Annotated in this window: 22 protein-coding genes; 15 read left to right on the forward strand and 7 right to left on the reverse strand. The window is 69.8% G+C overall.

Annotated features, from left to right (window positions below; all coding sequences use genetic code 11):
* The first annotated feature begins 29 nt into the window (after positions 1–29).
* The 6 genes from ACIBQ1_RS32495 (at position 30) to ACIBQ1_RS32520 (ending at position 6,935) form a co-directional block, all read left to right on the forward strand.
* Entirely contained in the window at positions 30–839 is an 810-nt protein-coding gene (locus tag ACIBQ1_RS32495) for a hypothetical protein (RefSeq protein WP_397283105.1), read from the forward strand.
* Positions 840–875: 36 nt separating this feature from the next.
* On the forward strand, positions 876–2,798 hold the full coding sequence (ftsH, locus tag ACIBQ1_RS32500; protein ID WP_397283106.1) for an ATP-dependent zinc metalloprotease FtsH: 1,923 nt from the start codon (positions 876–878) through the stop codon (positions 2,796–2,798).
* A gap of 88 nt (positions 2,799–2,886) precedes the next feature.
* Positions 2,887–3,570, forward strand: a complete 684-nt coding sequence (locus ACIBQ1_RS32505) for a DUF937 domain-containing protein (RefSeq protein ID WP_397283107.1) — start codon at positions 2,887–2,889, stop codon at positions 3,568–3,570.
* An 86-nt stretch (positions 3,571–3,656) separates the two neighbouring features.
* Positions 3,657–4,238: a Maf family protein gene (locus tag ACIBQ1_RS32510; RefSeq protein WP_397283108.1), complete on the forward strand. Its 582-nt coding sequence runs from the start codon at positions 3,657–3,659 to the stop codon at positions 4,236–4,238.
* A 10-nt stretch (positions 4,239–4,248) separates the two neighbouring features.
* Positions 4,249–4,983 (forward strand): EI24 domain-containing protein, encoded by a 735-nt coding sequence (locus ACIBQ1_RS32515; RefSeq protein WP_397283109.1) that lies wholly within the window; start codon positions 4,249–4,251, stop codon positions 4,981–4,983.
* Positions 4,984–5,624: 641 nt separating this feature from the next.
* On the forward strand, positions 5,625–6,935 hold the full coding sequence (locus tag ACIBQ1_RS32520; protein ID WP_397283110.1) for a DUF4192 domain-containing protein: 1,311 nt from the start codon (positions 5,625–5,627) through the stop codon (positions 6,933–6,935).
* Between the two features lie 874 nt (positions 6,936–7,809).
* Here ACIBQ1_RS32520 and ACIBQ1_RS32525 read toward each other — a convergent pair.
* Positions 7,810–8,157 (reverse strand): hypothetical protein, encoded by a 348-nt coding sequence (locus ACIBQ1_RS32525; protein WP_397283111.1) that lies wholly within the window; start codon positions 8,155–8,157, stop codon positions 7,810–7,812.
* 180 nt (positions 8,158–8,337) lie between these two features.
* Between ACIBQ1_RS32525 and ACIBQ1_RS32530 the strand changes: the two genes are divergently transcribed.
* The gene (locus ACIBQ1_RS32530; RefSeq protein WP_397283112.1) at positions 8,338–8,886 is read left to right on the forward strand and encodes a DUF1707 and DUF4870 domain-containing protein; all 549 of its coding nucleotides are present in this window, start codon (positions 8,338–8,340) and stop codon (positions 8,884–8,886) included.
* Positions 8,887–9,156: 270 nt separating this feature from the next.
* On the opposite strand, the gene ACIBQ1_RS32535 is transcribed toward ACIBQ1_RS32530, so the two are convergent.
* From ACIBQ1_RS32535 to ACIBQ1_RS32545, 3 genes are all read right to left on the reverse strand, one after another.
* Positions 9,157–9,891 (reverse strand): septal ring lytic transglycosylase RlpA family protein, encoded by a 735-nt coding sequence (locus ACIBQ1_RS32535; protein ID WP_397283113.1) that lies wholly within the window; start codon positions 9,889–9,891, stop codon positions 9,157–9,159.
* A 457-nt stretch (positions 9,892–10,348) separates the two neighbouring features.
* A complete protein-coding gene (locus tag ACIBQ1_RS32540) occupies positions 10,349–11,872 on the reverse strand; it encodes an ATP-dependent DNA ligase (RefSeq protein ID WP_397283114.1) in 1,524 nt (507 codons plus the stop codon).
* Positions 11,873–12,479: 607 nt separating this feature from the next.
* Positions 12,480–12,854 carry an FKBP-type peptidyl-prolyl cis-trans isomerase gene (locus tag ACIBQ1_RS32545; protein WP_394498864.1) on the reverse strand — a complete coding sequence of 125 codons (375 nt, stop codon included), beginning with the start codon at positions 12,852–12,854 and terminating at the stop codon, positions 12,480–12,482.
* A 72-nt stretch (positions 12,855–12,926) separates the two neighbouring features.
* Between ACIBQ1_RS32545 and ACIBQ1_RS32550 the strand changes: the two genes are divergently transcribed.
* Positions 12,927–13,682 (forward strand): SDR family NAD(P)-dependent oxidoreductase, encoded by a 756-nt coding sequence (locus ACIBQ1_RS32550; protein ID WP_397283115.1) that lies wholly within the window; start codon positions 12,927–12,929, stop codon positions 13,680–13,682.
* Between the two features lie 40 nt (positions 13,683–13,722).
* On the opposite strand, the gene ACIBQ1_RS32555 is transcribed toward ACIBQ1_RS32550, so the two are convergent.
* Positions 13,723–15,162: a GuaB1 family IMP dehydrogenase-related protein gene (locus tag ACIBQ1_RS32555; RefSeq protein ID WP_397283116.1), complete on the reverse strand. Its 1,440-nt coding sequence runs from the start codon at positions 15,160–15,162 to the stop codon at positions 13,723–13,725.
* A gap of 97 nt (positions 15,163–15,259) precedes the next feature.
* Between ACIBQ1_RS32555 and ACIBQ1_RS32560 the strand changes: the two genes are divergently transcribed.
* A complete protein-coding gene (locus ACIBQ1_RS32560; protein ID WP_397283117.1) occupies positions 15,260–15,712 on the forward strand; it encodes a GyrI-like domain-containing protein in 453 nt (150 codons plus the stop codon).
* Here ACIBQ1_RS32560 and ACIBQ1_RS32565 read toward each other — a convergent pair.
* The gene (locus ACIBQ1_RS32565; RefSeq protein WP_397283118.1) at positions 15,709–16,227 is read right to left on the reverse strand and encodes a TetR/AcrR family transcriptional regulator; all 519 of its coding nucleotides are present in this window, start codon (positions 16,225–16,227) and stop codon (positions 15,709–15,711) included. The two genes, ACIBQ1_RS32560 and ACIBQ1_RS32565, sit on opposite strands and share 4 nt — an antisense overlap.
* Before the next feature lie 78 nt (positions 16,228–16,305).
* On the opposite strand from ACIBQ1_RS32565, the gene ACIBQ1_RS32570 reads away from it, so the two are divergent.
* Positions 16,306–17,535 (forward strand): FAD-dependent monooxygenase, encoded by a 1,230-nt coding sequence (locus ACIBQ1_RS32570; RefSeq protein WP_397283119.1) that lies wholly within the window; start codon positions 16,306–16,308, stop codon positions 17,533–17,535.
* Here ACIBQ1_RS32570 and ACIBQ1_RS32575 read toward each other — a convergent pair.
* The gene (locus ACIBQ1_RS32575; RefSeq protein WP_397283120.1) at positions 17,490–18,611 is read right to left on the reverse strand and encodes a CaiB/BaiF CoA transferase family protein; all 1,122 of its coding nucleotides are present in this window, start codon (positions 18,609–18,611) and stop codon (positions 17,490–17,492) included. The genes ACIBQ1_RS32570 and ACIBQ1_RS32575 overlap by 46 nt on opposite strands.
* A gap of 119 nt (positions 18,612–18,730) precedes the next feature.
* Between ACIBQ1_RS32575 and ACIBQ1_RS32580 the strand changes: the two genes are divergently transcribed.
* The 5 genes from ACIBQ1_RS32580 (at position 18,731) to ACIBQ1_RS32600 (ending at position 26,537) form a co-directional block, all read left to right on the forward strand.
* Positions 18,731–20,272 carry a serine/threonine-protein kinase gene (locus tag ACIBQ1_RS32580; protein ID WP_397283121.1) on the forward strand — a complete coding sequence of 514 codons (1,542 nt, stop codon included), beginning with the start codon at positions 18,731–18,733 and terminating at the stop codon, positions 20,270–20,272.
* Complete coding sequence (locus ACIBQ1_RS32585) at positions 20,269–21,252, forward strand: NAD(P)-dependent oxidoreductase (RefSeq protein WP_397283122.1); 984 nt, start codon at positions 20,269–20,271, stop codon at positions 21,250–21,252. The genes ACIBQ1_RS32580 and ACIBQ1_RS32585 overlap by 4 nt, the downstream gene beginning before the upstream one ends.
* Positions 21,253–21,382: 130 nt before the next feature.
* Positions 21,383–22,732, forward strand: coding sequence for an FAD-binding oxidoreductase (locus tag ACIBQ1_RS32590; RefSeq protein ID WP_397283123.1), 1,350 nt, complete (start codon positions 21,383–21,385; stop codon positions 22,730–22,732).
* A gap of 3 nt (positions 22,733–22,735) precedes the next feature.
* Positions 22,736–23,995 carry a class I SAM-dependent methyltransferase gene (locus ACIBQ1_RS32595; protein WP_397283124.1) on the forward strand — a complete coding sequence of 420 codons (1,260 nt, stop codon included), beginning with the start codon at positions 22,736–22,738 and terminating at the stop codon, positions 23,993–23,995.
* A gap of 559 nt (positions 23,996–24,554) precedes the next feature.
* Positions 24,555–26,537: a hypothetical protein gene (locus ACIBQ1_RS32600; protein ID WP_397283125.1), complete on the forward strand. Its 1,983-nt coding sequence runs from the start codon at positions 24,555–24,557 to the stop codon at positions 26,535–26,537.
* The last annotated feature ends 282 nt before the right edge of the window (positions 26,538–26,819 follow it).

Below are 26,819 nucleotides of genomic sequence, written 5' to 3' on the forward strand. Positions count from 1 at the left end.
CCAAACGCTCCCGTATCGGAGATATCCGGATGCGGGTGGTGTACCGGGGGCTCGCCGTGATCGGCGCAGTCGTGGTCGCGGCCGTGGCGCTGGTCGCGGTGCTCCCGTCAGGGCCGGACGAGGTCGCGGCGGGGCCGGTAACCGCGCCGCCGGCCGCACCGTCCTCGTCCGGCCCCGCACCTTCCTCGGAGGCGTCCCCTCCTTCCGCTGAGCCCCCTTCCACGGCGCCTTCTGCCGCGGCGCCCTCGTCCGCGGCTCCCACGGCTCCCACGGCGACTGCCTCGCCCGGCTCGTCGCTCGCGCCCGGCTACACGGCCATGCAGGCCCTGTACGCCGACCCGCGCGTCCCCAAGCTGACGGGCCGGATCAAGCGGATGTCCCTGGCCGCCCCGTCCAGGAAGGTCGTCAAGGACGCCCGCACCGGGCTGGCCGTGCCGAACCTGTCCCGGCCGTGGAAGTCGCACGGCGCGGCGCCGTTCACCACCAAGCAGGTGCTCCCCGGCACGCGCGCCGGCCGGCGCGGGATGTTCGTCACGTGCCCGCTCCCGATCATGCGGCAGAAGTCCCCGCGTGACACGGCACTGCTCGCGGCCCGCTGGACGCTCAACCACCACCCCGAGGGCGCCAGGATCACCTGGCTCGCCTCACAACCCGTCAAGCGCGGCTGGATGCTCGTATACAGCGTGAAATACGGAAAGCATCAGTCCCGGGCGGCCGTCGTCGTGATGGACGGGGGAATGAGTAAGCCGGGGCTGGCGTTCGTCACAGTGCCTGACTCGCAGCGCAAGCAGTGGCGAGACATCGGCCGCGTGGTCGCCGGGGTGCGTGTTCTAGGCTAAAAGGATCATGTATGCGGCGATGTGGGGAGTGACGCCGTGGAACGCTCGGGACAGCCGCAGGCGCCGAAGAACGGCAAGGGCAAGCCGCCCTGGCGTTCGGAGGGCCTGCCGGGCACACCCGGAGGCCGGCCCAAGATCAACTGGTGGCGATTCGTCGTCACCTTGCTCGTGGTGTACGCGGGCTTCTTCGTGGTGTCGTCGTTCGTCGACAGCGGATCCGTCGAGACGATCTCGTACACCGAGTTCACCAAGCAGGTGAACACCAAGAACGTCAAGGACATCTACGCCCAGGGCCTGTCGGTCGAGGGCGACCTGCGCGCGGCGGCGAAGAACCCCGAGAGCAACGAGTCCTACACGAAGTTCGCGACCGAGATCCCGGCCTTCGCCAACACCGACCAGCTCGACCAGCAGCTGGCCACCGGCCAGGTCGAGATCACCTCCAAGCCGATCACCCGTGGCTTCTTCTCCAACCTGCTGCTCTCGCTGCTGCCCGTGCTGCTGCTGGCCGGACTGTGGATCTGGGTCATGCGCCGCGGCGCCAGCATGATGGGCGGGGGCCTGGGCGGGCTCGGCAGGTCCAAGGCCGCCAAGCCGGTCGAGGCCGGGCAGGTGCGGGTCACGTTCGACGACGTCGCGGGCATCGACGAGGTCGAGAACGAGCTCGTCGAGATCGTCGACTACCTCAAGGACCCCGGGAAATACCGCAGGCTCGGCGCGAAGCTGCCCAAGGGCGTGCTGCTCGCCGGCCCTCCCGGCACCGGCAAGACGCTGCTGGCCAGGGCGGTCGCGGGCGAGGCCAAGGTGCCGTTCTTCTCGGCCAGCGCCTCCGAGTTCATCGAGATGATCGTGGGCGTGGGCGCCTCGCGGGTGCGTGACCTGTTCGAGGAGGCGCGGAAGGTGGCGCCGTCGATCGTGTTCATCGACGAGATCGACGCCATCGGCCGGGCCCGCGGCGGGGCCGGCGGCCTTGGCGGCCACGACGAGCGCGAGCAGACGCTGAACCAGATCCTCACCGAGATGGACGGCTTCTCGGGCGCCGAGGGCGTGATCGTCATCGGGGCCACGAACCGTCCCGAGGTCCTCGACCCGGCGCTCCTGCGTCCCGGGCGCTTCGACCGTACCGTCCAGGTGGGGCTGCCGGACGCGGCGGGCCGCACCGCCATCCTGGCGGTGCACTCGCGGGGCGTGCCGTTGGACGGCGAGGTCAGCCTCGACCAGCTCGCCAAGACCACCCCCGGCATGACCGGCGCCGACCTCGCGAACCTGGTCAACGAGGCCGCCCTGCTCGCCGCCAAGCGCGGCAGGGAGAAGGTCACGATGTCCGACTTCGCCGACGCGCTGGAGAAGCTGCAGCTCGGCGCGGCCCGCAGCATCGTGATGCCGGAGGAGGAGCGCACCAGGACCGCCTTCCACGAGGCCGGTCACGCGCTGCTCGGCATGCTCCAGCCGGGCGCCGACCCGGTCAGGAAGATCTCGATCATCCCGCGCGGGCGGGCGCTCGGGGTCACGCTGTCCACCCCCGACACCGACCGGTACGCCTACGACGAGCAGTATCTGCGCGGGCGCATCACCGGCGCGCTCGGCGGCATGGCGGCCGAGCAGGTCGTGTACGGGGTCATCACCACGGGCGCCGAGAACGACCTGGAACAGGTCACCATGATCGCCCGGGGCATGGTCGGGCGCTGGGGAATGTCGGAGAAGGTCGGCCCGCTGACCATCCTGCCCAACGACGGCCAGCAGCCGCAGGCCTCGCCCGCGACGCTCGCCACCGTCGACGAGGAGGCGCGGCGGATCGTGGACGAGTGCTACGAACGCGCGATCCAGATCCTCGGCGAGAACCGCGACAAGCTCGACGCCATCGTGGAGGCCCTCCTCGAACACGAGACGCTCGACGAGGCCGGCGCGTACGCGGCGGCGGGCCTGGCCTCATCGGCCGCGCCGAGCCCCGTGAGCGCTTAGGCAGGTTTTTCCGAGAATTAGCGCAAATCGGGCATTGCTCCGGTCCCGGTCGGGGCAGCTCTCCCGGAACAACGATCGGGGGACTGTCGTGACGCTGACTGACGAGCTTCTCGCCGAGCTCGGAGACTCAGGGCTGGAACAGATCGCCGGGATGCTCGGCACGGACACGACCACGGCCTGCGACGTGGTCCAGGCCGTGGCGGGCGTCATCGTCGGGGGCATGGCCCGCAACGCCCGGCACCCCGACGGCGCCGACGCCCTGCGGGCGGCCCTGGATGACCACGCGGACACCGACCCGTTCACCGGCGACGTGGCCTCGCTGACCCGCGACGGGCACAGCATCCTGGGCCACGTCCTGGGCGGCCAGGGAACGGAGCAGGCCGCGGACGGGCTGTCGCGGTTCGCCGGGGTCGACTCCCGATTCATCATGAGGCTGCTGCCCCTGATCGCACCCATGATCATGTCCCTGCTCGCCGACCGGGCCGCGAGCCGCGACATGAACGCCGGAGCCATGGCCGACGACCTGGACCGGGAGCACGCGGCCCGTCCGGGCGAGCTGGGCGAGCTGCTCGATGGCCTGCTGGACGCCGTCCTCGGCGGCGGAGTGCCGGCGCAGGGCGGGCCGTACGAGTCCCGGTCATCCTTCGACACCGGCGCGATGGGCCGCCGCGGCGCCCCGGACGGCCACGAGGAGAGGGACCCACGCATCGGCGGGCACGAGGAAGGGAACCCTCGCGAGGTCGCCCCCGGGACCTCGAACCCCGACTGGTGAAAGACGCCGGTGAAAGACGCCGGTGAAAGACGCCGGTGAAAGACGCTGGTGAAGGACTCGGCGCAGCTGCCCGGTAGGCTTATGCGGTGATCGTTCTGGCCTCAGCCTCCCCCGCTCGCCTCGCCCTCCTCCGCAGCGCCGGCCTCGACCCCAAGGTGATCGTCAGCGGCGTCGACGAGGAGTCGTTCTCCGCGCACACTCCGGCGGCCCTCAGCCTGGTGCTCGCCAAGGCCAAGGCGGAGGCGGTCGCGAGCGGGCTCGACGAGGGGCTGGTCATCGGCTGCGACTCGATCCTGGAGCTGGACGGCCGCCCGTACGGCAAGCCCGCCACGGCGGAGGAGGCCACCGAGCGGTGGCGGCTCATGCGCGGTCGCACGGCGCGCCTGGTGACGGGCCACTGCGTGATCGACGTGGCCGCAGGCAAGCAGGCGGCGGAGGTCGCCACCACCGTGGTCCGCTTCGGCCAGCCGTCCGACGAGGAGATCGCCGCGTACGTCGCCACGGGGGAGCCGCTCAGCGTGGCGGGGGCGTTCAGCATCGACGGGCGCGGCGGGTGGTTCGTCGAGGGCATCGAAGGCGACCACGGCAACGTGATCGGCATCTCGTTGCCGCTGCTTCGTGACCTGTTCGCGGAGCTGGGGTACGCGGTGACGTCGTTCTGGCGCTAGCCTGCCGGGCATGCGATCACTGCGCGACTTCACGTCCGGCGTCGGCTTCTTCTTCCAGGGGTTGGGGTGGGTCGCCAGGCACGGTCGGTGGTGGTTGTTCGGGCTGATCCCGGCGCTGATCGCATTCGCTGTGTACGTCGTGGCGCTGGTCTTCCTCGGCTCGAACGCCGGTGAGCTGGCCGCGTTCCTGACGCCGTTCGCGGACTCGTGGGGCTGGCGGGACCTGTTCCGGACGCTGGTGGGGATCCTCCTGTTCCTCGGTGGGCTGGCGCTGGCCGTACTGACCTTCACCGCGCTCACCCTGGCGATCGGGGAGCCGTTCTACGAGCGCCTGTCGGCGGAGGTGGACCCGCTCCCCGGGGCCGAGGAACAACCGTGGTGGCGCACCCTGCCGCGCTCGATCAGGGACAGCCTGATCACGCTGCTCTACGTGCTCCTCTTCACGATTCCGCTGTTCTTCCTGGGCTTCGTACCGGTGATCGGCCAGACGGTGATCCCGGTGCTCGGGGCACTCGTCTCAGGCTTCTTCCTGACGGTGGAGCTCACCACCCTGGCGCTGGAGCGGCGGGGGATAGCCCGAAAGCAACGCTTCGCGCTGCTGCGCGCGAACATGGGGAGTGCACTGGGGTTCGGGGTGGTGGGATTCCTGCTGTTCCTGGTGCCGTTCGTCGCGGTCATCGCCATGCCCGCCGCCGTAGCCGGCGCCGCCCTCCTGGCCCGCACCCGCCTAACCCCCACCCCATAACCCCTCACCCTCAACCGGCCTACACCCTCAACCGGCCTACACCCTCAACCGGCCTACACCCTCAACCGGCCTACACCCTCAACCGGCCTACACCCTCAACCGGCCACCGGCACGCTCGACCGGCCTGCGCCTTCGGCCCGCGTGCACCCTCAACCGGCCTGCGTCCTCGGCCCACCTGCACCCCTAACCGACCCTCACCCTCGGCCCCACCCCCTCATCCTCGGCTCAGGCCACTCCCTCCCCCTCACCCCATCCACCCCCGGCCCCACCCACTTCGGCGGACATTCGTCCCGGGCCCGGTCACCTCGGCCCGGTCACCTCGGCCCGGTCACCTCGGCCCGGTCACCCCAGCTCAGCCACCTTGAACTCCGGCACCTTCGTGGGCGAGGCATCGCCTGGGCCGGGCACTTCGGGATCGGACCTCAGGAAGACCCTCCCGCTACGGACTCGCGGGCTGGCCCAATCACCCATCGAGCACTGACGCCAGCCATCACCCAGTCATCAGCACCACCGCCACCCAAAGAGCCCCAGCCGATACCCGTCGGCAGTTATCCACAACCCCGGCCTTGGACGCCCCCGCCATCCCCAGAACCGCATTCGGGCTCAATTCCACAGCCGTCGCCCAGGCACCCTTGGGCCCCATGACGACCGACCACTCCACCCCCGCGCCCACCCCTACCTCCAACCCCACTCCCGCTTCCACCGCCGCGCACCCCCGCTCCACCACCGCCGTTCCCTCGCCCCAGCCACCTTTGCCCGCGTCAATCTCCTCCCCTTCGCTCTCCTCCTCATCCAGCTTCACGTCGCCGGACCCGGACCCGGACCCCGACTCGGACCCCGATCCGGGCCCGGACCCGGACCCCGACCTGGGCCTGGAGCCGGGCCTGGACCCGGAGCCCTGTCTCACCCTCACCAGTCCCACCGACATCCTGGCCGCCGTGCCATACCTCGTCGGCTTCCACCCGAAGGCCAGCCTCATCGTGATCGGCCTCGACCGTCGCCAGGCCAAGGTGGTGGCCAGATGGGGCCTCCCCTTCCCTCTGGGCACCCTCGCCTCCTTGGAGCCCGTCTTCGACCGAGAAGGCGTGACAGAGATCGTCATCGTCGGCTACGGCCCGGGGGAGCTGGTGACACCGGCAGTCGACGAGGCCAGACTCCTCGCCGCCAAGGCCGAGCTCCACATAGGCGAAGCGCTACGAACACACGAGGGCCGTTACTGGTCCTACATCTGCGACCTCGCGACGTGCTGCCCCGCCGAAGGCACTCCGTACGACCTGACCACCAGCCAGATCGCCGCCGAGGCGACCGTACGCGGTCTGGTGGCCCTCCCCGATCGCGAATCCCTGGAACGTACCATCGCCCCCATCACAGGGCCGGTACGCATGGCCATGCGCAGGGCCACCGCGGACGCGATCACAGAATTCCGGGCCGACCTGACGGCCACCACAAACCTCGACACCTTCGCGACGCAGTTCATCGCCGAAAGCGTGGGCAGGGTCCGATCAGCTCTCCAAACCCACGAGGAAGGCGGCCGCCTGGACGACGCGGAGGCGGCGAAACTTGGCCTGGCACTGTCGCTCACCAGAGTCCGCGACGAGGCCTGGACCCTCATGCAACATTCCCACGTACTCCTCTGGAAAGACCTGACCCGCAGACTGGAGCGCCGCTTCGTCCCACCGGCCGCATCCCTCCTGGCGATGGCCTCCTGGCGCGAGGGAAACAACGTCCAGGCCACCATCGCCCTGGAACGCGCCCTGACCATCGACCCCAGCTACTCGATGGCCAACCTCCTCATGCACGCCCTCCAAAACCTCCTGTCTCCCACGATCCTCCGAGACCGCCTCCCCACCCCAGCCGAACTCGACGCAGCCATGGGCCCACCCCACCCCTCCTGGCTCCTCCCCCTGGTGAACCTCCTGGATGAAGACGACCCCCATTCCCAGCCCGAATAGCGCCCACCCGCCCACCACCACCCACAAGAGCCCTGCCAACTGCACCAAGCGAGACCACCTCGCAGCGACGCAGCGCGAGCGGCGTGATCCGTACAGGGCCGGATCGAAGATGCTCCTCAGGTTGCGTGCTCTTGGACGGCGAGCGAACCGCTCCACTCCGTGATGCGGCGGAGCAAGGTCCCGGCGGTGAAAGCCGATCGGCGCTGAGGACGCTCGCGTGGAAGGCCCGCGGCATGCCGTCAACGTCGTAGGCGTCGAGGACTGACCGTTCCTGCAGTGTCGGACACCAACTCCGCGAACCGCCGCGCGTCACCGAGGCGAACCGCTTTCGAACCAGCTGGGACAAGCAGCAGCGGCAGCCCGCGAAGGCCGCCGCGGAGAGGAGATGGGGGACCTGCCCCGGCCGGGCATCGGCCAGGTACTGCCTATGGGCTTGGTCGAGCACGGTCCGGTTGACGACGTCCTGGCCGTCGTTGACTTCAATCGAGGGACTGGACAGCATGAGGTCGGTTTGTGGAGAAATGGTCATCGCCCCAGCGGGCAGGGCCCCAGCGGGCAGGCCCCAGCGGGCAGGCCCCAGCGGGCAGGCCCCAGCGGGCAGGCCCCAGCGGGCAGGCCCCAGCGGGCAGGGCATCGCCAGCGTGCTTGAGCATGAGCAGCGCCGACAACATCAGTGTGGCGCTAGCGGTCAGGGGGTCCGCTGACGGGTGACCGACGGCAGTGTGCCGATCGCCGGTCAGGGGTCTGCTGGCGGGGGCCGCTGGCGGGGTGCCGATCGCGGGTCAGAGGTTCGCTGAAGGGGACCGCTGGCACTGAGCCGATGGCCAGTTAGCGGTCCGCTGACGGGTGACCCGCCAGCGGGCGGTTGCTGGGGTCAGCTGCCGGTGCCCTCTTCGCGGCGGCGGCGCTCGTTGTAGGCGCGCATGCGTGGGGGATATCCGGTCAGCTGAACGTCATAAACCGGGAGGGCAAGATCGCGGGCAACCCTGTGGATCACGGCAGGCGAGCCGACCCTGCGCCTGGTCCATTCGCCGTCGTCGGCGACCGCCACAGCGGTCGTGTCGGTGGCGAAAGTCTCTGGCTCGACGTAAAACTCCACGCCACGCCGCGAACGGGCAAAGGCGATAAGCGCTTCGATGTCGGCGTCAGTCGCCTCGCGGTCAAACTTCGCGATCTTGGGGCCGCGCAATCGACGAATGCCGTAGCGGTCTCGCCATCTCATGAATCCTTTTTATACCGTCTGGAGCCTTCGTGCGTCGGGGATGATCTCGGGGACACATCGGGGATTCTCCCGATGGCACCGGGGGTTCGGGAGACGCAGTATGAGAGGTGACTGCCCGATTCTCAAAGGAGAGGCATGGCGATTATGGCTGGGGTACCGCAAACCTCCAGGCCGGGACAGGTGCCGCCAGCTCATCTGCGCGTCACCCACCAGGACCGTGAGCACGTGGTCGAGCACGTCAAGGCTGCCTACGCGGAGGGCCGCTTCGACAAGCTCGAGTTCGACGACCGGTTGGAGCGCGCGATGACGGCGCGCACGCACGGTGATCTGATGCCCATCATGACCGAGCTGTACGGCGCCCAAGCCGTACCCCAACTCGCTCCGCTTCCGCCTCCGGTCCGCCCCGAGCGGGTGCCGGAGAGCAACGAACGTCTCGCCGCCGCCGTCGGCCACCTGCTGATGGTCGTCGGCATCCCGATCGCCGGCCCGCTGATCCTGCTGCTCACCGGTGCCAAGACCTCGCCTTACATCCGCAGGCAGGCGCTGGAGGCACTCAACTTCCAGATCACGGTGGTGGGGGCCACGGTCCTCTTGCCGTTCACGGTCATCGGCGTCGTGCTGCTCCCGGTCATCTGGGTCGCCGCCGTCGTCCTCTCCATCGTCGGTGGCATCACGTCCCTGACGGAGGGTAATTTCCGCTACCCGCTGACGCTACGTCTGGTGAAGTGACCCACTGGTGAAGTGACTCCACCAGCGATCGGCCGGGACCCGCACCGGCCGGGCCCGGTTCAGCCCAGCGCAGGGCCGCATCTGGTTCAGGCCCAGCGCAGGGCCGCACCTGGTCCAGCTGCGGCGGAGTGGTGGCCGGGTTTGGGGTTCGACGGGGGCGGTAGGGCTGTATCTGGTCCAGGCCCAGCGCAGGGCCGCACCTGGTCCAGCTGCGGCGGAGTGGCCGCCGGGTTCGGGGTTCAACGGGGCGGGGTTGCCAGGTTGGGGGCGTCAGCGGGATAGGACTTCGTACTTGACGCGCATGACGCCGGCGCTGGTGTTGCCGATGGCGGCGAAGGCGGCTTCGGAGAGGTCGAGGCAGCGGCCGCCCACGTACGGGCCGCGGTCGTTGATGCGGACCGTGACCGATTCGCCGTTGTCGGGGTTGGTGACGCGGACCTTGCTGCCCAGGGGGAGGGTCTTGTGGGCGGCGGTCATGGCCGAGGGGTCGAAGCGTTCGCCGCTGGCCGTCATCTGGGGTTCGCCGTAGTACGAGGCGCCGCAGGTTCCGGAGGAGAGTACGCGGGTCTTCGGCTTGTGGGCCGGAGACTTGGTGGTCTTCGAAGGCGTGGGCGACGCGGGTTCGGCGGTCGCGGAGCCGGCGGCCGGGCGCTCGGTGGCCGCGGGCTGGGTGGTCGGCTTCGAGGAGGCTGCCGTGGGGGAGCCGGTGGTGTTCGGCTGGGCGGTCGCCGAATGCTTGGTGGGCTTCGGCCGGGCCGCCGCGGGCTTGGGGAGCGGCGAGGGCGACTGGGGGGTCGCCTGGCGGGCGGCTTCGTTCAGGGGCTTGGCCTGGAGCGGGGTGGGGGAGCCCGAGGGGTGGTTGGGGGAGTCGGCGGTGTCCATGGCGGCCCAGGCGGCGGTGGAGGCGGCGGCCACGACGGCGGCGCCGGCCGCAATGGTGATCCAGCGCTTGCCTGCGGTGAGCTTGCGGTCCTGGGGGGTTGGCTTGCGGGAGTGCTGGCCCAAGGTAAACCACAGTCCTAGCTAGGGGATAGGGCAGGGAAAGGCCGGGCCGGAGGGGGCGGCGGGCGTACGGCGGCCGATCCGCTAGGCGGGAAGGGGGCTCCCGCGCAGTGAGGACGAACATATGCGACAAAGCACGAGTAAAGACAACTTAATGCGACAACCAGTGACATATCTCACTTAAGCCACAAGATTGCCAAGAACGCCCAGCGTACGCCGTGGATCTTTGGCGTTCCGGGAATCATGAAAAAGCGGTCTTGATCGGCAAATGGCGTGTCTTGCGTGGTCAGCAGGGCCAAACGCGGGGACGATCAATCCGTCGGTCGTATGTGGTGTTCTTCTTCAGAGCACCGCCTGCGGGGGCACGGGCCGGCGAAGCAGGAAGCCGAGGAAGTGCCCCCGCCTGAACGGCGTGGCACAGGCCAGAATCTCCGGCCTTCACTTCGAGCCGGGGAGCGCGTCAAAGCATGAGCGAGCGCACGGTGTCGACCGTGTCGGCGTCTTCGACGCGCTTGTCCGGGCGGTAGCGCAGCACGCGGGCGAAACGCAGGGCCATGCCGCCGGGATAGCGAGGGGAACGCTGGACCCCGTCGAAGGCGATCTCCACCACCAGCTCCGGCCGCAACGTGACCGTCCAGTCGTCGGTGGGCCCCTCGGCCAGCTCGAGGAAGCGCTCGGTCTGCCAGGCCAGCAGCTCGTCCGTCAGGCCCTTGAACGTCTTGCCGAGCATCACGAACCCACCCGAAGGGTCACGCGCGCCGAGATGGAGGTTGGAGAGCTTGCCCTCGCGCCGCCCATGGCCCCACTCGGCGGCCAGGACGACCAGGTCGAGCGTGTGACGTGGCTTGACCTTGATCCATCCGGCGCCCCGGCGACCGGCCGCGTAGGGGGAGGCCAGGGACTTGACCACCAGGCCCTCGTGGCCCGCCTTGACCACGTCCGTGAAGAACTTCTCCGCCTCTCCGACGTCCCCCGTCACCAGCCGCGGCGTCAGCAGCCCCTGGGGAACCGCGCGGGCGAGGGCCTCCTGGCGTTGTGAATAGGGCAGGTCGAGCAGGTCGGCGCCGTCCACCCGCAGGGCGTCGAAGAAGAACACGCTCAGCGGTGTCTGCTCGCGCAGCTGGGCGACGTTGGTCTTGCTGGTCGCGCGGCTCGCCGTCACCTGGAACGGGTGCGGCCGCCCGTCCGGACGCAGCGCGATCACCTCGCCGTCCAGCACGAGATCGTCGTACGGCATGTCGAGCACGGCCTCGACCAGCTCGGGAACCTGCGGCGTGATGTCGTCGAGCGTACGCGTGAAGACCCTGACCTCCGAGCCCGAGCGGTGGGCCTGCACCCGCATGCCGTCGAGCTTCCACTCCAGCGACGCTGGGGTGCCGGCCTTCTCCAACGCGGCGGCCACGTTGGGCGCGCTGCCCGCCAGCATGGGCGAGACCGCCTGCCCCACCTGCAGCCGGAACGCGCGCAGCGCCTCGACCCCGCCGCTCAGCGCGGCCGCCCCGACCGCGGGAAGCCAGCCGCGCAGCGTGAGCGCGCGCCGCACGTCGGCCGACGGCGCACCCGACGCCTTGGCCACCGCCTCGATCATGACGCCGTCGAGCGCGCCCTGTCGCAGCTCACCGAACAGCAGCCGGCGCATGAACTGCTGCTCCTGGCTCGTCAGCCCCGCGAACAGGTCGGCCACCAGCGCCTTGCGCGCGGCCTGCGAGCCCGGGCCGGAAACCGCCTTGATCCTGGTCAGCAGCTCGTCGACCGCGGTCAGCGTGGCCGTGGCGGCCAGCTTGGGCTGGGGGATGTCCTCCAACGTGCGCCAGCCCACGCCCACCTGCCGCTGGGGCAACTCGCCCGAGAGGTATGAGATCGCGATCTCCGCCTCCTCCGGGCCGACCCGGCCCAGCAGCTCCGCCAGATGGCCCACTTTGCCGAGCCGAGCGGACGTGCGCGCCACCGCCTCGGAAACCCGGACCACGTCGATCAGAAGCACACGCCTATGTTGCCTTACGGCGCCGACATTTCCCCACCCGATATCGGCCAAGTGTCTGCCTTGTTCCCGGCACGGCTCTGAGTCCGGTTGTTCCCTTTTGGGATTTGTCGCCGCTGGGCGCCGCTCATTTCGGGAGGGCCTCTCTCGTTTCAGGAGGCCCCTCTCGTTTCGGGAGGGCGGCGTGATGCCGCGCAACCGCCCCGATCGCGCAGCGAGCGGGCCGGGCGGCGAGCGGGTTGGGCGGGGGCGGCCGTTGTGCCGGGGCGGGCTGTCGCACGAGGCCGGAGTGGGGCGCCACGTCGGGGTGGGCGCTCCTCGGGCGTGAGGGCGTCGCGGTGGCGTGGGCGCTCGTCAGGGCCGGGGCATCGTGTCGGGGAGAATGCTCGTCCGGGCCGGGGCGTCGTGCCGGGGAGGATGCTCATCCGGGCGGGGCGTCGCGTTGGGGTGGGCGCTCGTTCGGGCAGGGCGTCGTAGCGTCCGGGGTTTGGCAGGCGTCGCGTTGGGGTTGAGGGTCCAGAGGGCGGGGCGTCGAGCCCTGGTGGGGAAAGCAGCGGTCCCCAGGGGCGGGCCGCCCGGTGTGGGTGGCCCGCCCCGGGTGGAGAGGGTGTTAGCTGACGCCGAGCAGGTCGACGACGAAGATGAGCGTCTCGTTCGGCTTGATGCGCGCGCCGGCCCCCCGGCTGCCGTAACCGAGATGCGGCGGGATGACCAGCTTGCGCCGGCCGCCGACCTTCATGCCCGCGACCCCCTGGTCCCAGCCCGCGATGACGCGCCCCCCGCCGAGCGGGAACTCGAACGCGTCGCCGCGGTTCCACGACGCGTCGAACTCCTCGCCGGTCGAGAAGGCCACGCCCACGTAGTGGACGCGTACGTTGTGGCCGGGCTTGGCCTCCGGGCCGTCGCCCACGGTCAGGTCGACGATCTCCAGGTCGGCGGGCGGGTTGCCCTCGGGAAAGTCGATCTCGGGCTTTTCGAGTGCCACGAAGTGCTCCTGTTGATGATTGCTGACAATGAGACCCGACGACTCTATGCGGTCGGGATATCGTCATCGTTCATGACCGCCCTTTCTCCGGATGCGATCTTGCTCACCGGGCGCGTCGCCGTGGTCACCGGGGCGGCCAGGGGCATCGGGCTGGCGATCGCCGAGACGTTCGCCGCGTTCGGCGCTCACGTCGCCGTGTGCGACCGCGACAAGCCGCAGGCTGAGCTGGCGATGACGCTCGACGTACGCGATCACGTGGCGGTGGAGATCTTCGCCCAGGCCATCCGCGATCGGTGGGGCCGGGTGGACGTGCTGGTCAACAACGCGGGCGGCACCTTCCACGCGTCGTTCGCCGACACCTCGCCGCGCGGCGAGCAGATCCTCGTCGAGGAGAACTTCTCGCAGGTCACCGGCATGATCAGGCGGCTGCTGCCGCTGATGCCGCCGGGCGCGTCGATCATCAACATGACCTCGAGCGAGGCTCACCAGGCGGCTCCGGGGTTCGCGGTATACGCGGCGATGAAGGCCGCCGTGGAGAGCCTGACGAAGACGCTCGCCCTGGAGCTGGCCCCCCGGGGCATCCGGGTGAACGCGATCGCGCCCGACGCGCTGCGGACCGAGGGCGAGTCGGGCGTGCGCGAGCGCATGCTGGCCCGACCCCTGCCCTACGACCCGGTACGCGTCCCGCCGCTCGGCCGGCTGGGCGGCCCGGAGGAGGCCGCGGGCGCGGCCGTGTTCCTGGCCAGCGACCTGGCCAGGTTCGTCACGGGGACGACGCTGCACGTGGACGGCGGCATCCACGCCGGCGGCGGCTGGCGTCGTACATGAGCCTCACAGGACCATAGGCGTCACAAGACCCAAACGCACGTCACCAGCTCTGGTGCAGCGGCATCCCCTCGGCGTACCCGGACGAGCTCTGGATCCCGATCACCGCCTGCTCGTGGAACTCCTCCAGGTTCGACGCCCCCGCGTACGTGCACGCCGACCGCAGCCCCGCCACGATGCCGTCGATCTGGTCCTCCACGCTGGGCCGCTTGGGGTCCAGGTACATGCGGGAGGTCGAGATGCCCTCCTCGAACAGCGCCTTCCTGGCCCGCTCGAACGCCGAGTCGTCGGCCGTCCGCAGCCGTACGGCCCGCGCGGAGGCCATCCCGAAGTTCTCCTTGTACTTGCGCCCGTTCGCATCGGTGTGGGTGTCGCCGGGCGACTCGTACGTCCCCGCGAACCATGAGCCGATCATCACGTTCGACGCCCCAGCGGCCAGCGCCAGCGCCACGTCGCGCGGATGGCGTACCCCGCCGTCCGCCCACACGTGCCGCCCCAGCCGCCGGGCCTCCGCCGAGCACTCCAGCACGGCGGAGAACTGCGGCCGCCCCACCCCGGTCATCATCCGGGTCGTGCACATGGCCCCGGGCCCGACCCCGACCTTGAGGATGTCGGCCCCGGCGTCCACCAGGTCGCGCACGCCCTCCGCCGTCACCACATTGCCCGCCGCGACGGGCACGCCGGGGTCGAGGGCCTTGACGGCGCGCAGGGCCGAGAGCATCTTCTCCTGGTGGCCGTGCGCGGTGTCCACGACCAGGCAGTCGATCCCGGCGTCGAGCAGTTCCTTGGCCTTGGCGGCCACGTCGCCGTTCACGCCGACGGCGGCCGCGATGCGCAGCCGTCCCTGCGCGTCGACCGCGGGCTGGTAGAGGGTGGCGCGCAGCGCGCCCAGACGGGTGAGGATGCCGACCAGCCGCCCGTCGGGGTCCACGATGGGGGCCAGCCGGTGCCGGCCGCCGTGCAGCCGTTCGAAGGCCGTCCGCGCGTCCAGCCCGGCGGGCAGCGTCAGCAGCTCGCTCGACATGACCTGCGAGAGCTGGGTGTACATGTCGATGCCCTGGCAGTCGGCGTCGGTCAGGACCCCGACCGGCCGGTTTTCCCAGTCGACCACGATGATCGCGCCGTGCGCCCGCTTGGGCAGCAGCCGCAGCGCTTCGCCGACGGTGTCGTGGGGGGTGAGCGTGAGCGGGGTGTCGTGGACGAGGTCGCGCTTCTTGACCCAGTCGACGACGTCGGTCACGACGTCCAGCGGAATGTCCTGCGGGATCACGGCGATGCCGCCCCGCCGTGCCACGGTCTCGGCCATGCGACGGCCGGCGACCGCGGTCATGTTCGCCACGACGACGGGAATGGTGGTGCCCGTGCCGTCGTTCGTTGAAAGGTCGACTGCGAGCCGTGAGCCGACCGCGGATCGCGACGGGACCATGAACACGTCGCTATAGGTCAGGTCGTAATGAGGCTCGAGGTCGTTGAGAAACTTCACGTTCATTCATCTTATGCGGTGACTGTCCAACGAGGGGTTTCCCCGTTGGGCGGGGGCTTATGATCGGCCGGGACACTTTTGGGGGAGGGAGGGCCCTGTGGAAGTCACCGAACGGGGCGAATTGATCGTGGTGGGATTCGCGGTACGCACCACGAATGCCGACGAGATGGATCCGTCGCGGGCGAAGCTGCCCGTGCTGTGGCAGCGGGCCGGCGCTCCCGGGGCCTTCGCGCACATTCCGGGGCGGGTCGACGAGAACCTGTACGCGGTGCTGACCGACTACGAGAGCGACCACCACGGCGCCTACACGCAGATCGTCGGCACCGGCGTGCGCATCGTGCCCCGGCTGCCGGAGGGCATGGTGGCCGTGCGCGTGCCGGCCGGCCAGTCGCTGCGGCTGGGGGTCCGCGGCCCGATGCCGCAGGCCCTCGTCGACGCGTGGCAGCAGGTCTGGAAGCACACCGAGTCGGGGGGTACGCCGTCCCGCGCGTTCACCACTGACCTCGAGGTCCACCACCCGGACGGCGTGGACCTCTATCTGGCCGTCTAGAGACCGAGCGCGGCGGCCGCCGCCTCGACGGCCGCCGGCTTGACCTCCTCGATCGGCAGGTTCGCGTACTCCACCGAGCAGTCGGACATGCCGCCCAGCGCCACCGTCGCCCGGATGTGCTGCGCCTGTGTGAGCTCCGGGCCCAGCAGCAGCGCGATGATCTGCCGCCGCCAGGCGAACATGCGGGTGCCCAGGTCGAGGAAGCCCAGCACGGACAGCTCCCGCACCATCATCGTGGTCACGTCGCGGTGCCGCCAGATCAGCTCGAAGTAGTCGTCGAGCAACTGCCGGGGGTCGCCGGGCCGCCGCGTCGCGACGAACCGTTCGATGTCCTCCACCATCGGCTGGACGATGCTGCGTACGAGGTCGTCGCGCGAGGCGAAGTGGTAGTAGAGCGCGGGCTTGGTGATGCCCAGCCGGTCTGAGATCTGCCGCAGGCTGGTGTTCTGAACGCCCTGCGAGACGAACAGCTCGCGGGCGACCTCCTGAATGCGTGTCCTGGTGTCACTGGGCATGGCTGAAGAATATCCCTTACCTATCGTTAAGTAAGGTGCTAGCCTTGTCCTTACCATCCGTTAAGTAAGGAGGCGGCCATGCGAGTCCTCATCTCCGGAGCGAGCGTCGCGGGCCCGGCCCTGGCGTACTGGCTCACCAGGTACGGCTTCACCGTCACCGTCGTCGAACGGGCCCCGGCGCTCAGGAAGACCGGCGGCCACGCGGTCGACCTGTTCAGGCCGGCGATGGACATCGTCGAGAAGATGGGCGTGCTGGAGCAGGTCACGGCGAAGAAGACCGGCATCGAGCGGCTCACGATGTACCGGGAGGGTGCGCCGCGGCCCATCGAGCTGGAGCTGCGCCGCGTGCTGAGCGCGGTCTCCGACCGGCACGTCGAGATCATGCGCGACGACCTGAGCGAGATCTTCTACGACGCCACCCGGCACGACGTCGAGTACGTGTTCGGCGACTCCATCGCCTCGATCTCCGACGACTGCGAGGTCACCTTCGACAGCGGCAGAACAGACAGGTTCGACCTGGTCGTCGGCGCCGACGGCCTGCACTCGAACGTCCGCCGCCTGGTCTTCGGCCCCGAGTCGGACTTCACCACGTGGATCGGCGCGTACCTGGCCGTCGTCTCGGTGCCCGACCACGTCGGGCTCGACGGCCACACGAAGGTCATCGCGGGGGTGGGCCGGATGGCCGGGGTCGGCGCCGTGCACGCGGACGACGCGCGGGCGGTGTTCCTGTTCAGGACGCCGCGGCAGCTCGACTACCACCACCGCGACGTCCCCCGGCAGAAGCAGCTGCTGCGCGAGCACTTCGAGGGGATGGGGTGGGAGGTGCCGCGGCTGATGGAGGAGCTGGACCGCACGCCCGCCTTCTACTTCGACTCGATCACGCAGCTCCGCCTGGACACCTGGTCACGCGGCCGGGTGACGCTCGTGGGCGACGCCGGCTACTGCCCCGGCCCCGCTGTCGGCGGGAGCACGAGCCTGGCGGTCGTCGGGGCGTACGTCCTGGCGGGCGAGCTCGCGATCTACGGCGGGGACCACACGCGGGCCTTCCCCGCCTACGAGGCCGAGATAGGTGACTACGTGCGCCGCAGCCGCGCGTTCGCCGTCAACGCGGCCAAGAGAATCGTCCCCGGCAGCCGGTTCGACCTCTGGGCGCTGGCCGCGATCGTGCGGCTGATCAACCATCTGCCGGTCGCGCTCACCACGGCGGCCGCCAAGATCAGCAGCAGAGGCGTGCGGCTGCACGACTCGATCGCGCTGAAGGACTACGCGAGCACCCCCTGGCCGCGGAGCTTGTCCGCCTCCTCCTGAGACAGCCCCCACTCCGACAGGTCGGTGAGGCGGGTCGCGGGGGAGAGGTCCGGCCGGGGCGCGCCGAGCAGGCGCGGCGCGGGCACCGGCTGGGTGACGCCGCCGATTTCGACGAAGGAGCCCCGGGCGGCGTTGTGCGGGTGGCGGGGGGCCTCGGCCATGGACAGCACCGGCGAGACGCACGCGTCCGAGCCCTCGAACAGCGTCTCCCACTCGGCCCGCGTGCGTTTCCTGAACTCCTCGGCCAGGCGGGCCTTCAACGCGGGCCACTGCGCCCGGTCGTTCCTGTCGGGCAGGTCGGTCAGCCCCATCAGGCTCACCATCGCCTCCCAGAACTGCGGCTCCAGCGAGCCCACGGCCAGGAACCCGCCGTCGGCCGTCTCGTACGTGTCGTACTGCGGGGCGCCGGTGTCGAGCAGGTTGGTGCCGCGCGGCCCCCAGAAGCCGCTCTGCGCGGCCTGGTAGAACATCGAGAACAGGATCGCCGCCCCGTCCACCATGGCCGCGTCGACCACCCGCCCCTTGCCGGTGCGTTCCCGCTCGAACAGGGCGAGCAGCACCCCGTACGCCAGCATCAGCCCGCCGCCGGCGAAGTCGCCGAGGATGTTGATCGGCGGGGTCGGCCGCTCGCCCTCGCGGCCCAGCATTGACAGGATGCCGGAGATCGCGATGTAGTCGATGTCGTGGCCGGCCGTGGGCGCCAGCGGCCCGTCCTGGCCCCAGCCGGTCATCCGGCCGTAGACCAGCCGTTCGTTGACCGCGTGGAGGTCGTCGGGGCCGATGCCGAGCCGTTCGGCCACCCCGGGGCGGAACACCTCGATCACGACGTCGGCGTGCCGAGCCAACTCCTTGAACGCGGCCACGCCCTCCGGGGACTTCAGGTCCAGCCCGATCGTATGCTTGCCGCGATCCATCACATCGCCGCGCGGCCGGTCGGAGACCGCCTTGACCCGGTCCACGCGCAGCACCTCGGCGCCGTGGTCGGCCAGCATCATCCCGGCGAACGGCCCAGGTGCGAGCCCTGCCAGCTCCAGTACGCGTACCCCGGCGAGCGGGCCGCTGCGAACGTCAGGCATCTCCCCAGTAGAACAACATTCGGTGATCTATCGCAAGCCGCCTTCGCGACCTTCCGGCGAAGAGGTGGGAGGTATGGGAAACTTGCCCACTGTGTTCGGGTGGTCAACAGGGGTAGGACATGGTTTCGGATAGCAACCGGCTCATCGCGGGACGCTACCAGTTAGTACGCGAACTGGGCCGCGGGGGCATGGGCGTCGTCTGGGAAGGGCAGGACACCCTGCTCAACCGGCAGGTCGCCATAAAGGAGGTGCTGCTGCCCGCCGGGCTGTCGCCGGGCGAGCAGGAGCGCCAGCTTTTAAGGACCGCCCGCGAGGCCCGCACCGCGGCCAAGCTGAGCCACCCGTCCGTCGTCGCGATCTACGACGTCGTCGAGGAGGGCGGTCGTCCGTGGATCGTGATGGAGCTGCTGCGTCACCCCACGGTGGAGGAGGTCGTGCTCACCTCCGGCGCGCTCCCGGTGCGGGAGGCGGCCGAGCTGGGCCGGCAGGTGCTGTCGGCGCTGCGCAGTGCCCACGAGGTGGGCATCCTGCACCGCGACGTCAAGCCGAGCAACATCCTGATGGCCGAGGACGGCCGGGCGGTGCTCATGGACTTCGGCATCGCCACCGCCGAGGGAGACCCGTCGCTCACCAAGACCGGCATGGTCACGGGCTCGCCGAGCTTCCTCGCTCCCGAGCGGGTCCGCGCCGAGCACGCGGGACCGCCCTCCGACCTGTGGTCGCTCGGCGCCACCCTGTACGCGTGCATGGTGGGCCGCTCGCCGTTCGAGCGGGGCGACCCCATGTCGACGCTCAACGCGCTGCTCAGCGAGGAGCCCGACTACCGCCGGATCCCGCCGATCATGCACCCGATCCTGCGCGGGCTGCTGCAGAAGGAGCCGGAGCAGCGGGTCGACGCCGCGGAGGCCGAGCGGCTGCTCCAGGCCATCCTCACGGCCAGGCCCGCGAGCGCCGACCGGGACGTTCCGGAGCGGAAACCGGGCGGCGGCCGGGGCCGCGCCCTGCTCGCGGCGGCCGCGGCGGCGGTCGTGCTGATCGCGGGCGGCACGGTGGCGTACTTCAGGCTCGCGCCCCCGGCGGAGGGCGCCCCGCGGCACACCGCCCAGCCCGCCGCCGCGACCAGCCCGCTCACGCCGACGGCCACGAACACGGCGGAGCCGAGCACGACTCCCACCCCGACGTCCAGCGTGACCAGGGCCGTCCCGATCGTGCGCGCGTGGAAGTCGCGTGACGGCGGTTGGTCGATCATGCGGCCCACCGGCTGGCGCGGCGCGCTCAAGGAGGCCTACACCGAGTGGACGCGCCGGGACCGGACCGCGCATCTCGGGGTCGAGGCCGTCTACTCCTCCGTCGACCCGAACCAGATCCTGCGCGACGAGCAGGAGACCCTCGCCCAGAACGCCCAGAACGTCGTCACCCGCGGCCGCAGGATGGTCGTGCACCAGGGCACGAAGGCCGCGGAGTGGGAGTTCTCCTGGACCGCGGGCACCGGGGGCGACGCCCCGTGGGTCACGCCGGGCACCCGGTACCACGAGGTACGTCGGGTCGTCGCGATCGGCGACACCGCGTACGTCCTGTCCTGGACGGTCGCCGAGGCCCAGTGGATGCGTAACAGGGGACTGATGCGACAGGTGATCAGCAGCTTTACTGTGGGGGCATGACCCCCTGGAACCTGCTCGCCCTGCCCCCGCTCCCCGAAGAGCTCTTGCGCCACCTGCTCGCCCCGCTGGGCGGGCAGGTGGACGTACGCGTGCCGGCCGCCCGTGACCGGGACGCGCTGCTGGCCGCGCTGGCAGAGGCGGAGATCGTGCTCGGCGACTGGACGGGCACGCTCGCGATGGACGCCGAGGCGGTCAAGGCCGCTCCCCTGCTGGCGTTCGTGCAGCAGCCGTCCGTGGGCGTGGACGGACACGACCTCGACGCCCTGGCGGCGGCCGGGGTGCCGCTGGCCAACACGCCGGGCGTCAGCGCGGTGGCGGTCTCCGAGTGGTGCCTGGCCGCCACGCTCTCGCTGTCGCGCAAGCTGGGCGCCGCCGACGCCGCCGTACGCGCGGGTGAGTGGCCCCAGCAGGGCCTGCAGCCCTACGAGCTGCGCGGGCGCCGCGTCGGCATCGTCGGCTACGGGCCGATCGGCGCCACGTGCGCGGAGATGTTCCAAGCTCTCGGCTGCCACGTCTCCTACTGGACCCGCACGCCCCGCCAGGACCCCGGCTTCGCGGACCTGCCGGAGCTGATCGCCTCCAGCGACGTGCTCGTCGTGGTCATCGCGCTGTCCGACGAGACCCGCGGCCTCGTCGACCCCGGCCGCATGAAGCAGGGGGCCCTGCTCGTGAACGCGGCGCGGGGCGGTGTCGTGGACCAGCAGGCGCTCGTCACGGCCCTGCGCGAGGGCCACCTGGGCGGCGCGGCGCTCGACGTCTTCGACGTGGAGCCGCTGCCGGCCGACGACCCGCTGAGGGACCTGCCGAACGTCCTGCTGTCGCCGCACGTCGCGGGCGTCACCCCGGAGGCCACGGGTCGCCTGCTCACGGCCACCCTGGACAACCTCGCCGCCGCCGTCGAGGGGCGCGAGGTGGACAACGTGGTCAATGGCGTAACTCCCACGATCCGCAGGAAGTTTACGCAATCGCCTACCACTTAGGCATTTCACCTGTCACTATGAACAGTTTTCGTGTCTTTAACGACCCCGGTCTGTTCGAGGTCGCTCACGGGAGATACCTTCTTACGGACGATCTCTACCAGCTCAAGGGGGTGCATCCGTGGAGACGAAGATGTCGACACACCAACGGGCAGTAGAGCAGATCCGGCAGTCGTACGCCGAGATCCCGGGCGGCGCCGCCCCGCGCCTGGCCAAGTCCACGTCCAACCTCTTCAGGTTCCGCGACGGCGGCAGGACGGCCAAGCTCTCGGCGAGAGATCTCGACGAGGTCATCAGCGTCGACCCCGAGACCATGACGGCCGAGGTCCAGGGCATGACGACGTACGAGCACCTGGTGGACGCGACGTTGCCGTACGGGCTCATGCCGTACGTGGTGCCGCAGCTCAAGACGATCACGCTGGGCGGGGCCGTGACCGGGCTCGGCATCGAGTCCACGAGCTTCCGGGACGGCCTGCCGCACGAGTCGGTGGAGGAGCTCGAGATCCTCACCGGTGACGGGCGCGTCGTCGTGGCGCGCGACGACAACGAGCATCGGGAGCTCTTCCGCTCGTTCCCCAACTCCTACGGAACGCTCGGCTACGCGCTGCGCATCCGGATCAAGCTCCGCAAGGTCCAGCCGTACGTGCATCTCACGCACGTCAAGTTCACGGACGCGGCCAAGTGCATGCTGGCCCTGCAGGAGATCTGCGACAGCATGGTGCACGACGGGGAGAACGTCGACTTCGTGGACGGCGTCTTCTTCACCCCGGGGGAGATGTACATCACGGTCGGCCGGTTCGCCGAGCGTGCGCCTTACGTCTCGGACTACACCGGGATGCGCATCTACTACCAGTCGATCAGGCAGCGCAACCGCGACTGGCTGACCATCCGCGACTACCTGTGGCGCTGGGACACCGACTGGTTCTGGTGCTCGCGGGCGTTCGGCGTGCAGCAGCCCGTCGTCCGCTCCCTCATGCCGCGCCGCTGGATGCGCTCCGACGTCTACCGCCGCCTCGTGGCGCTGGACCGGAAGTACGGCGTCACCGCCCGCATCGACAGGTGGCGTGACCAGCCCGTGCAGGAGTCCGTGATCCAGGACGTCGAGGCTCCGGTCGAGCGGGGGGCGGAGTTCCTGGAGTTCTTCCACGACAAGGTGGGCATGACACCGGTGTGGATGTGTCCGCTGCGGGCGAGCTCGCGCTGGCCGCTCTACCCTCTGGAGCCGGGCAGGCTCTACGTGAACTTCGGATTCTGGGGCATGGTGCCGTTGCCGCGGGGGCAGTTCGACGGCTACTACAACAGGCTGATCGAGCGCGAAGTGCATGAGCTCGACGGCCACAAGTCGCTCTACTCGACCTCGTTCTACGCTCGCGAGCAGTTCTGGCAGCTGTACAACGGCGACGCCTACTGGCCCGTCAAGCGGGAATACGACCCGAACGGTCGTCTGCTTGACCTCTACGAAAAATGTGTAGCGGGAAGGTGAGCTGTGGCGCTGGCAACCATCTTTGAAAAGATCGTCGGCTCGGAAGCGAACGTCGCGTTCCAGGCGTACGACGGCAGCAAGGCGGGACCGGACGGGTCCGACCTGAGCATCGAGGTCAAATCCCCCATCGCGGTCGCCTACCTGGCGCAGGCACCCGGCGAGCTGGGCCTGGCCAGGGCGTACATCTCCGGCCACATCGACGTGCACGGCGACATGTACACGTTGCTCGACCGCATGTGGAACATCACCACCAACGACCTGACCACTCAGGAGAAGGTCGCCGCCGTGCGCGCCCTGGGCGTCAAGCCGCTGCTCATGCGGGTGCCGCCGCCCCCGCAGGAGATGCGCCAGAGCACCCTGGCCAAACTCGGCTCCCGCCACGCCAAGCAGCGCGACGCCGAGGCCATCCACCACCACTACGACGTCTCCAACCGCTTCTACGAGTGGGTCCTGGGGCCGTCCATGGCATACACGTGCGCCGTCTACCCCTCGGAGGACGCGACGCTCGAAGAGGCCCAGTACACCAAGTTCGACCTGGTGGCCCGCAAGCTCGGCCTCAAGCCGGGCATGCGCCTGCTGGACGTCGGCTGCGGCTGGGGCGGGATGGTCATGCACGCCGCCAAGCACTACGGCGTCAAGGCCCTCGGCGTGACGCTGAGCCGCCAGCAGGCCGAGTGGGCCCAGAAGGCCATCGCGGACGCGGGCCTGCAGGACCTGGCGGAGGTCCGCTACATGGACTACCGCGACGTCCAGGAGTCGGACTTCGACGCGGTCAGCTCGATCGGCCTCACCGAGCACATCGGCAAGACCAACGTCCCGTCGTACTTCGAGTTCCTGTACGGCAAGCTCAGGTCGGGCGGCCGGATCCTCAACCACTGCATCACGCGGCCGACCGGCAAGGAGAAGACGTTCAACAAGGGCGGCTTCATCAACCGGTACGTCTTCCCCGACGGTGAGCTGGAGTCGGTCGGCTGGCTGGTCAGGCAGATGGAGGACATCGGCTTCGAGATCCGCCACGAGGAGAACCTGCGCGAGCACTACGCCAAGACGCTGCGCCACTGGTGCGACAACCTCGACTCCAACTGGACGGACGCGGTCGAGGAGGTCGGCATGGGCACGGCCCGGGTGTGGGCCCTGTACATGGCGGGCTGCATCGTGGGCTTCGAGCGCAACAAGGTCCAGCTCCACCAGGTGCTGGGCGTCAAGCTCGACACGGAGGGCCGCTCCGAACTCCCCCTCCGGCCTTCCCTCGACTGGCCCTGAAACACGGTCTTCACCTTGGGGGGCGCCGCGCGCCGTACGAGCGCTCAGCCGGCGCCTCCCAAGGAGGCTCCGCCGAGGACGGCCGTCGCCACCTTGACGGGCCGGGAAACGGCGCGGCGGGAAACGGAGCGCACCGGCCTCAAGGTCGCGCAGGAGTCGGTCATCCCCACCGGTGCAGACCGTCGCCTATCGCCGATAGCTCCCCGAGGCCACGGGTGTGTCTTTTTCCCCCGTGGTGGAGGATCTTCTTCCCGAGTAGGAAGATCCTCCACCGCAAGGCATGGCGCGGGGGGAAGCTCTCCGCGCGGGCGCGGTCCCGACGGACGCCCTCTCCATGCTGGAGTCCTTCTCGGACCCTAAGGCGGCGCGACCGAAAGGCGAAAGCGCCTCGCGGCTCGAATGATTGACATGGGGATGTCATTCCTCCTCCGGAGGGGAGGATCTTTCCTCTGAGTGGGAAGATCCTCCACCGCCGGATGTCACGATCGCGCGGTTGCGAAGCCGGTGGTGACCTTGGACCATCTCCTTACCGACGCGTGCGACGTTCCGGGAGCGCCCTGTGATCACCGAGGATCTTTTCGAACCGGAACTCGCCCTCTGGGAGGCGTTTCCCGCAGCGCGCCATGTAGACCTTCCCGGTTCTCCCGTCCGGGCCGCGGTCATCGCGCGGCTGCTGCTCGGCGCCCGGGAGCCCCTTCCCGGGCAGACGCCCGGGCTGCGCCTGTCCGGAGCTCGGATCACCGGCCGGCTGGATCTGTCGTACGCCGAGGTACAACACCCTCTGATCCTGACCGGATGCGAGTTCGAGGAGGCGCCGGTGTTCACCGGGGCTCGCACCGGCCTGGTCGATCTCGCGGCCTCCCGGTTGCCCGGGTTACAGGCCGGCGACGCCGTGATCGGCGGGGGCCTGGGCCTGGAAGGGTGTCTGGTGGATGGCCCGGTTCGGCTCGGCGGAGCGCACGTGTCCGGCACGGTGGATCTCAGCGGTGCGGAGATCCGCGCTGATCTGGCCATCCACGCCGACGGCCTGATCGTCGAGCGGGATCTCCTGTGCGCGAACGCCGTCATCGACGGGGAGCTACGCATCGCGGGCGCCAGGATCGGCGGGACGATGACGCTCGACGGCGCGCGGGTCGGGCGGTCAGGCGGCTACGGCCTCATCGCCGAGGGGGCCGTCATCGACGGCGGGTTGTCGTGTGGTCGCGGCTTCCGCTCGTACGGCGAGCTGAGCGTGCAGGATGCCCGGGTGGGACGCCGATGCGGGTTCGGCGGAGCTCGGCTGTCCAACCCCGACGGCATCGCCCTGAACGCGGAAAGGCTGACCGTCGAGGGTGGGCTGCTCATCAATGGGGGTTTCACCGCCGAGGGTGAAGTGCTCTTGCGGGGAGTCCGCGTGGCCGGGGCGCTCTCGTTCGCTCATGCGACCCTCGTCAACCCGGGAGGACGTGCGCTGAACGCGCCGCTGATGGAGATCGGCGGCGGGCTGCGAGCCACGCCGGGCTTCGTGGCGACCGGAGAGGTCTTCCTCGACTCGACGCAGGTCCGCGGATCGGTCAACCTCGACGGCGGGACACTGTCCAACCCGGCTGCGGCGGCGCTGTCACTGCGGCGGCTGGGGGTCACCGGCAGGCTCAGTTGCAGCGAGGGCTTCACCGCCGATGGGGAGATCGTGCTCATCGACGCCAAGGTGGAAGGCAGCCTGGAGTTTCACGGTGCTGCTCTCAGCAATCCCGGAGGGCGGGTGCTGGCCCTGTGGGAGGTGACCGTGGGCGGTGGCATCGACTGCTGCGAAGGCTTCACGGCCCGGGGAGCCCTCTCGATCAGGAATTCGCGGATCGCCGCCACGCTGTGCTTCGAGGAGACCACCATCGACGGCGACCTGCACGTACGTGGCGTCGAAGCGGCTTCGCTGAAGATCGGGCCGGAGACCGTGCTTCTCGGCGGCGTCGACCTTCGCCACACCCGGGTCGGCGTGCTCGATGACGTTCCCGGCCGGTGGCCGGCTCAACTCCTGATGAATGGCTTCACCTACGACAGCCTTGAGACTCCCCTGCCGGTCCAGGAGCGGCTCGACTGGCTGGCCAAGGAGGACTACCAGCCCCAGCCGTACGAGCAGTTGGCCATGGTCTACCGCAGGCATGGTCTCGACGAGGCCGCCCGGGACGTGCTGCTGGCCAAACAGCGTCGCCGCCGCACGGGGCAACGGCTTGGGGCGCGGCTCTGGGGCTACCTGCAGGACTGGACGGTCGGGTACGGCTACCGCCCGTCGCGTGCCGCGCTCTGGCTCGCAGCCCTTCTCCTCATCGGCACGGTCGTCTTCGCCGTCGACCACCCGCCGGCCTTCAAACCGGGCGAGGCGCCCCCCTTCAACGCCTTCCTCTACACCCTGGACCTGCTCCTCCCGATCATCAGCTTCGGCCAGGAGAGCGCCTTCGGCCCGCGCGGTTCACAACAGTGGCTCGCGGCCTTGATGATCGCCGCGGGGTGGATCCTTGCCACGACCATCCTGGCGGGCCTCACCCGGGCACTCTCCCGCCAATAGCCCCGGAGGTCACGCGAGCGCGTGGAACGGCGGCGCACCGTCCCCTGTGGTGGGGAGCGGTGCGCGTCTACTGTGACAGTTGCCGGTCCTTGGCGTGTTTCCCGCGGCTGGTGTGGGTTTCGTCTTCAGTGGAGTCCTCTTGGGGCTCTGGTAGCTCGTCCTTGGGACTATGGGGCTTGGCGTGCCTGCCCACGCGATCTCCTTTGGCGAACGTGATTGCTAAGGGTGACCATATGACTACAGTATGCATGTAAGCAAGAGTAAGATTCACGAATCGAGAGG

The sequence above is a fragment of the Nonomuraea sp. NPDC050153 genome (genome assembly GCF_044460125.1).
In the GTDB taxonomy this organism is placed as follows: Bacteria; Actinomycetota; Actinomycetes; order Streptosporangiales; family Streptosporangiaceae; genus Nonomuraea.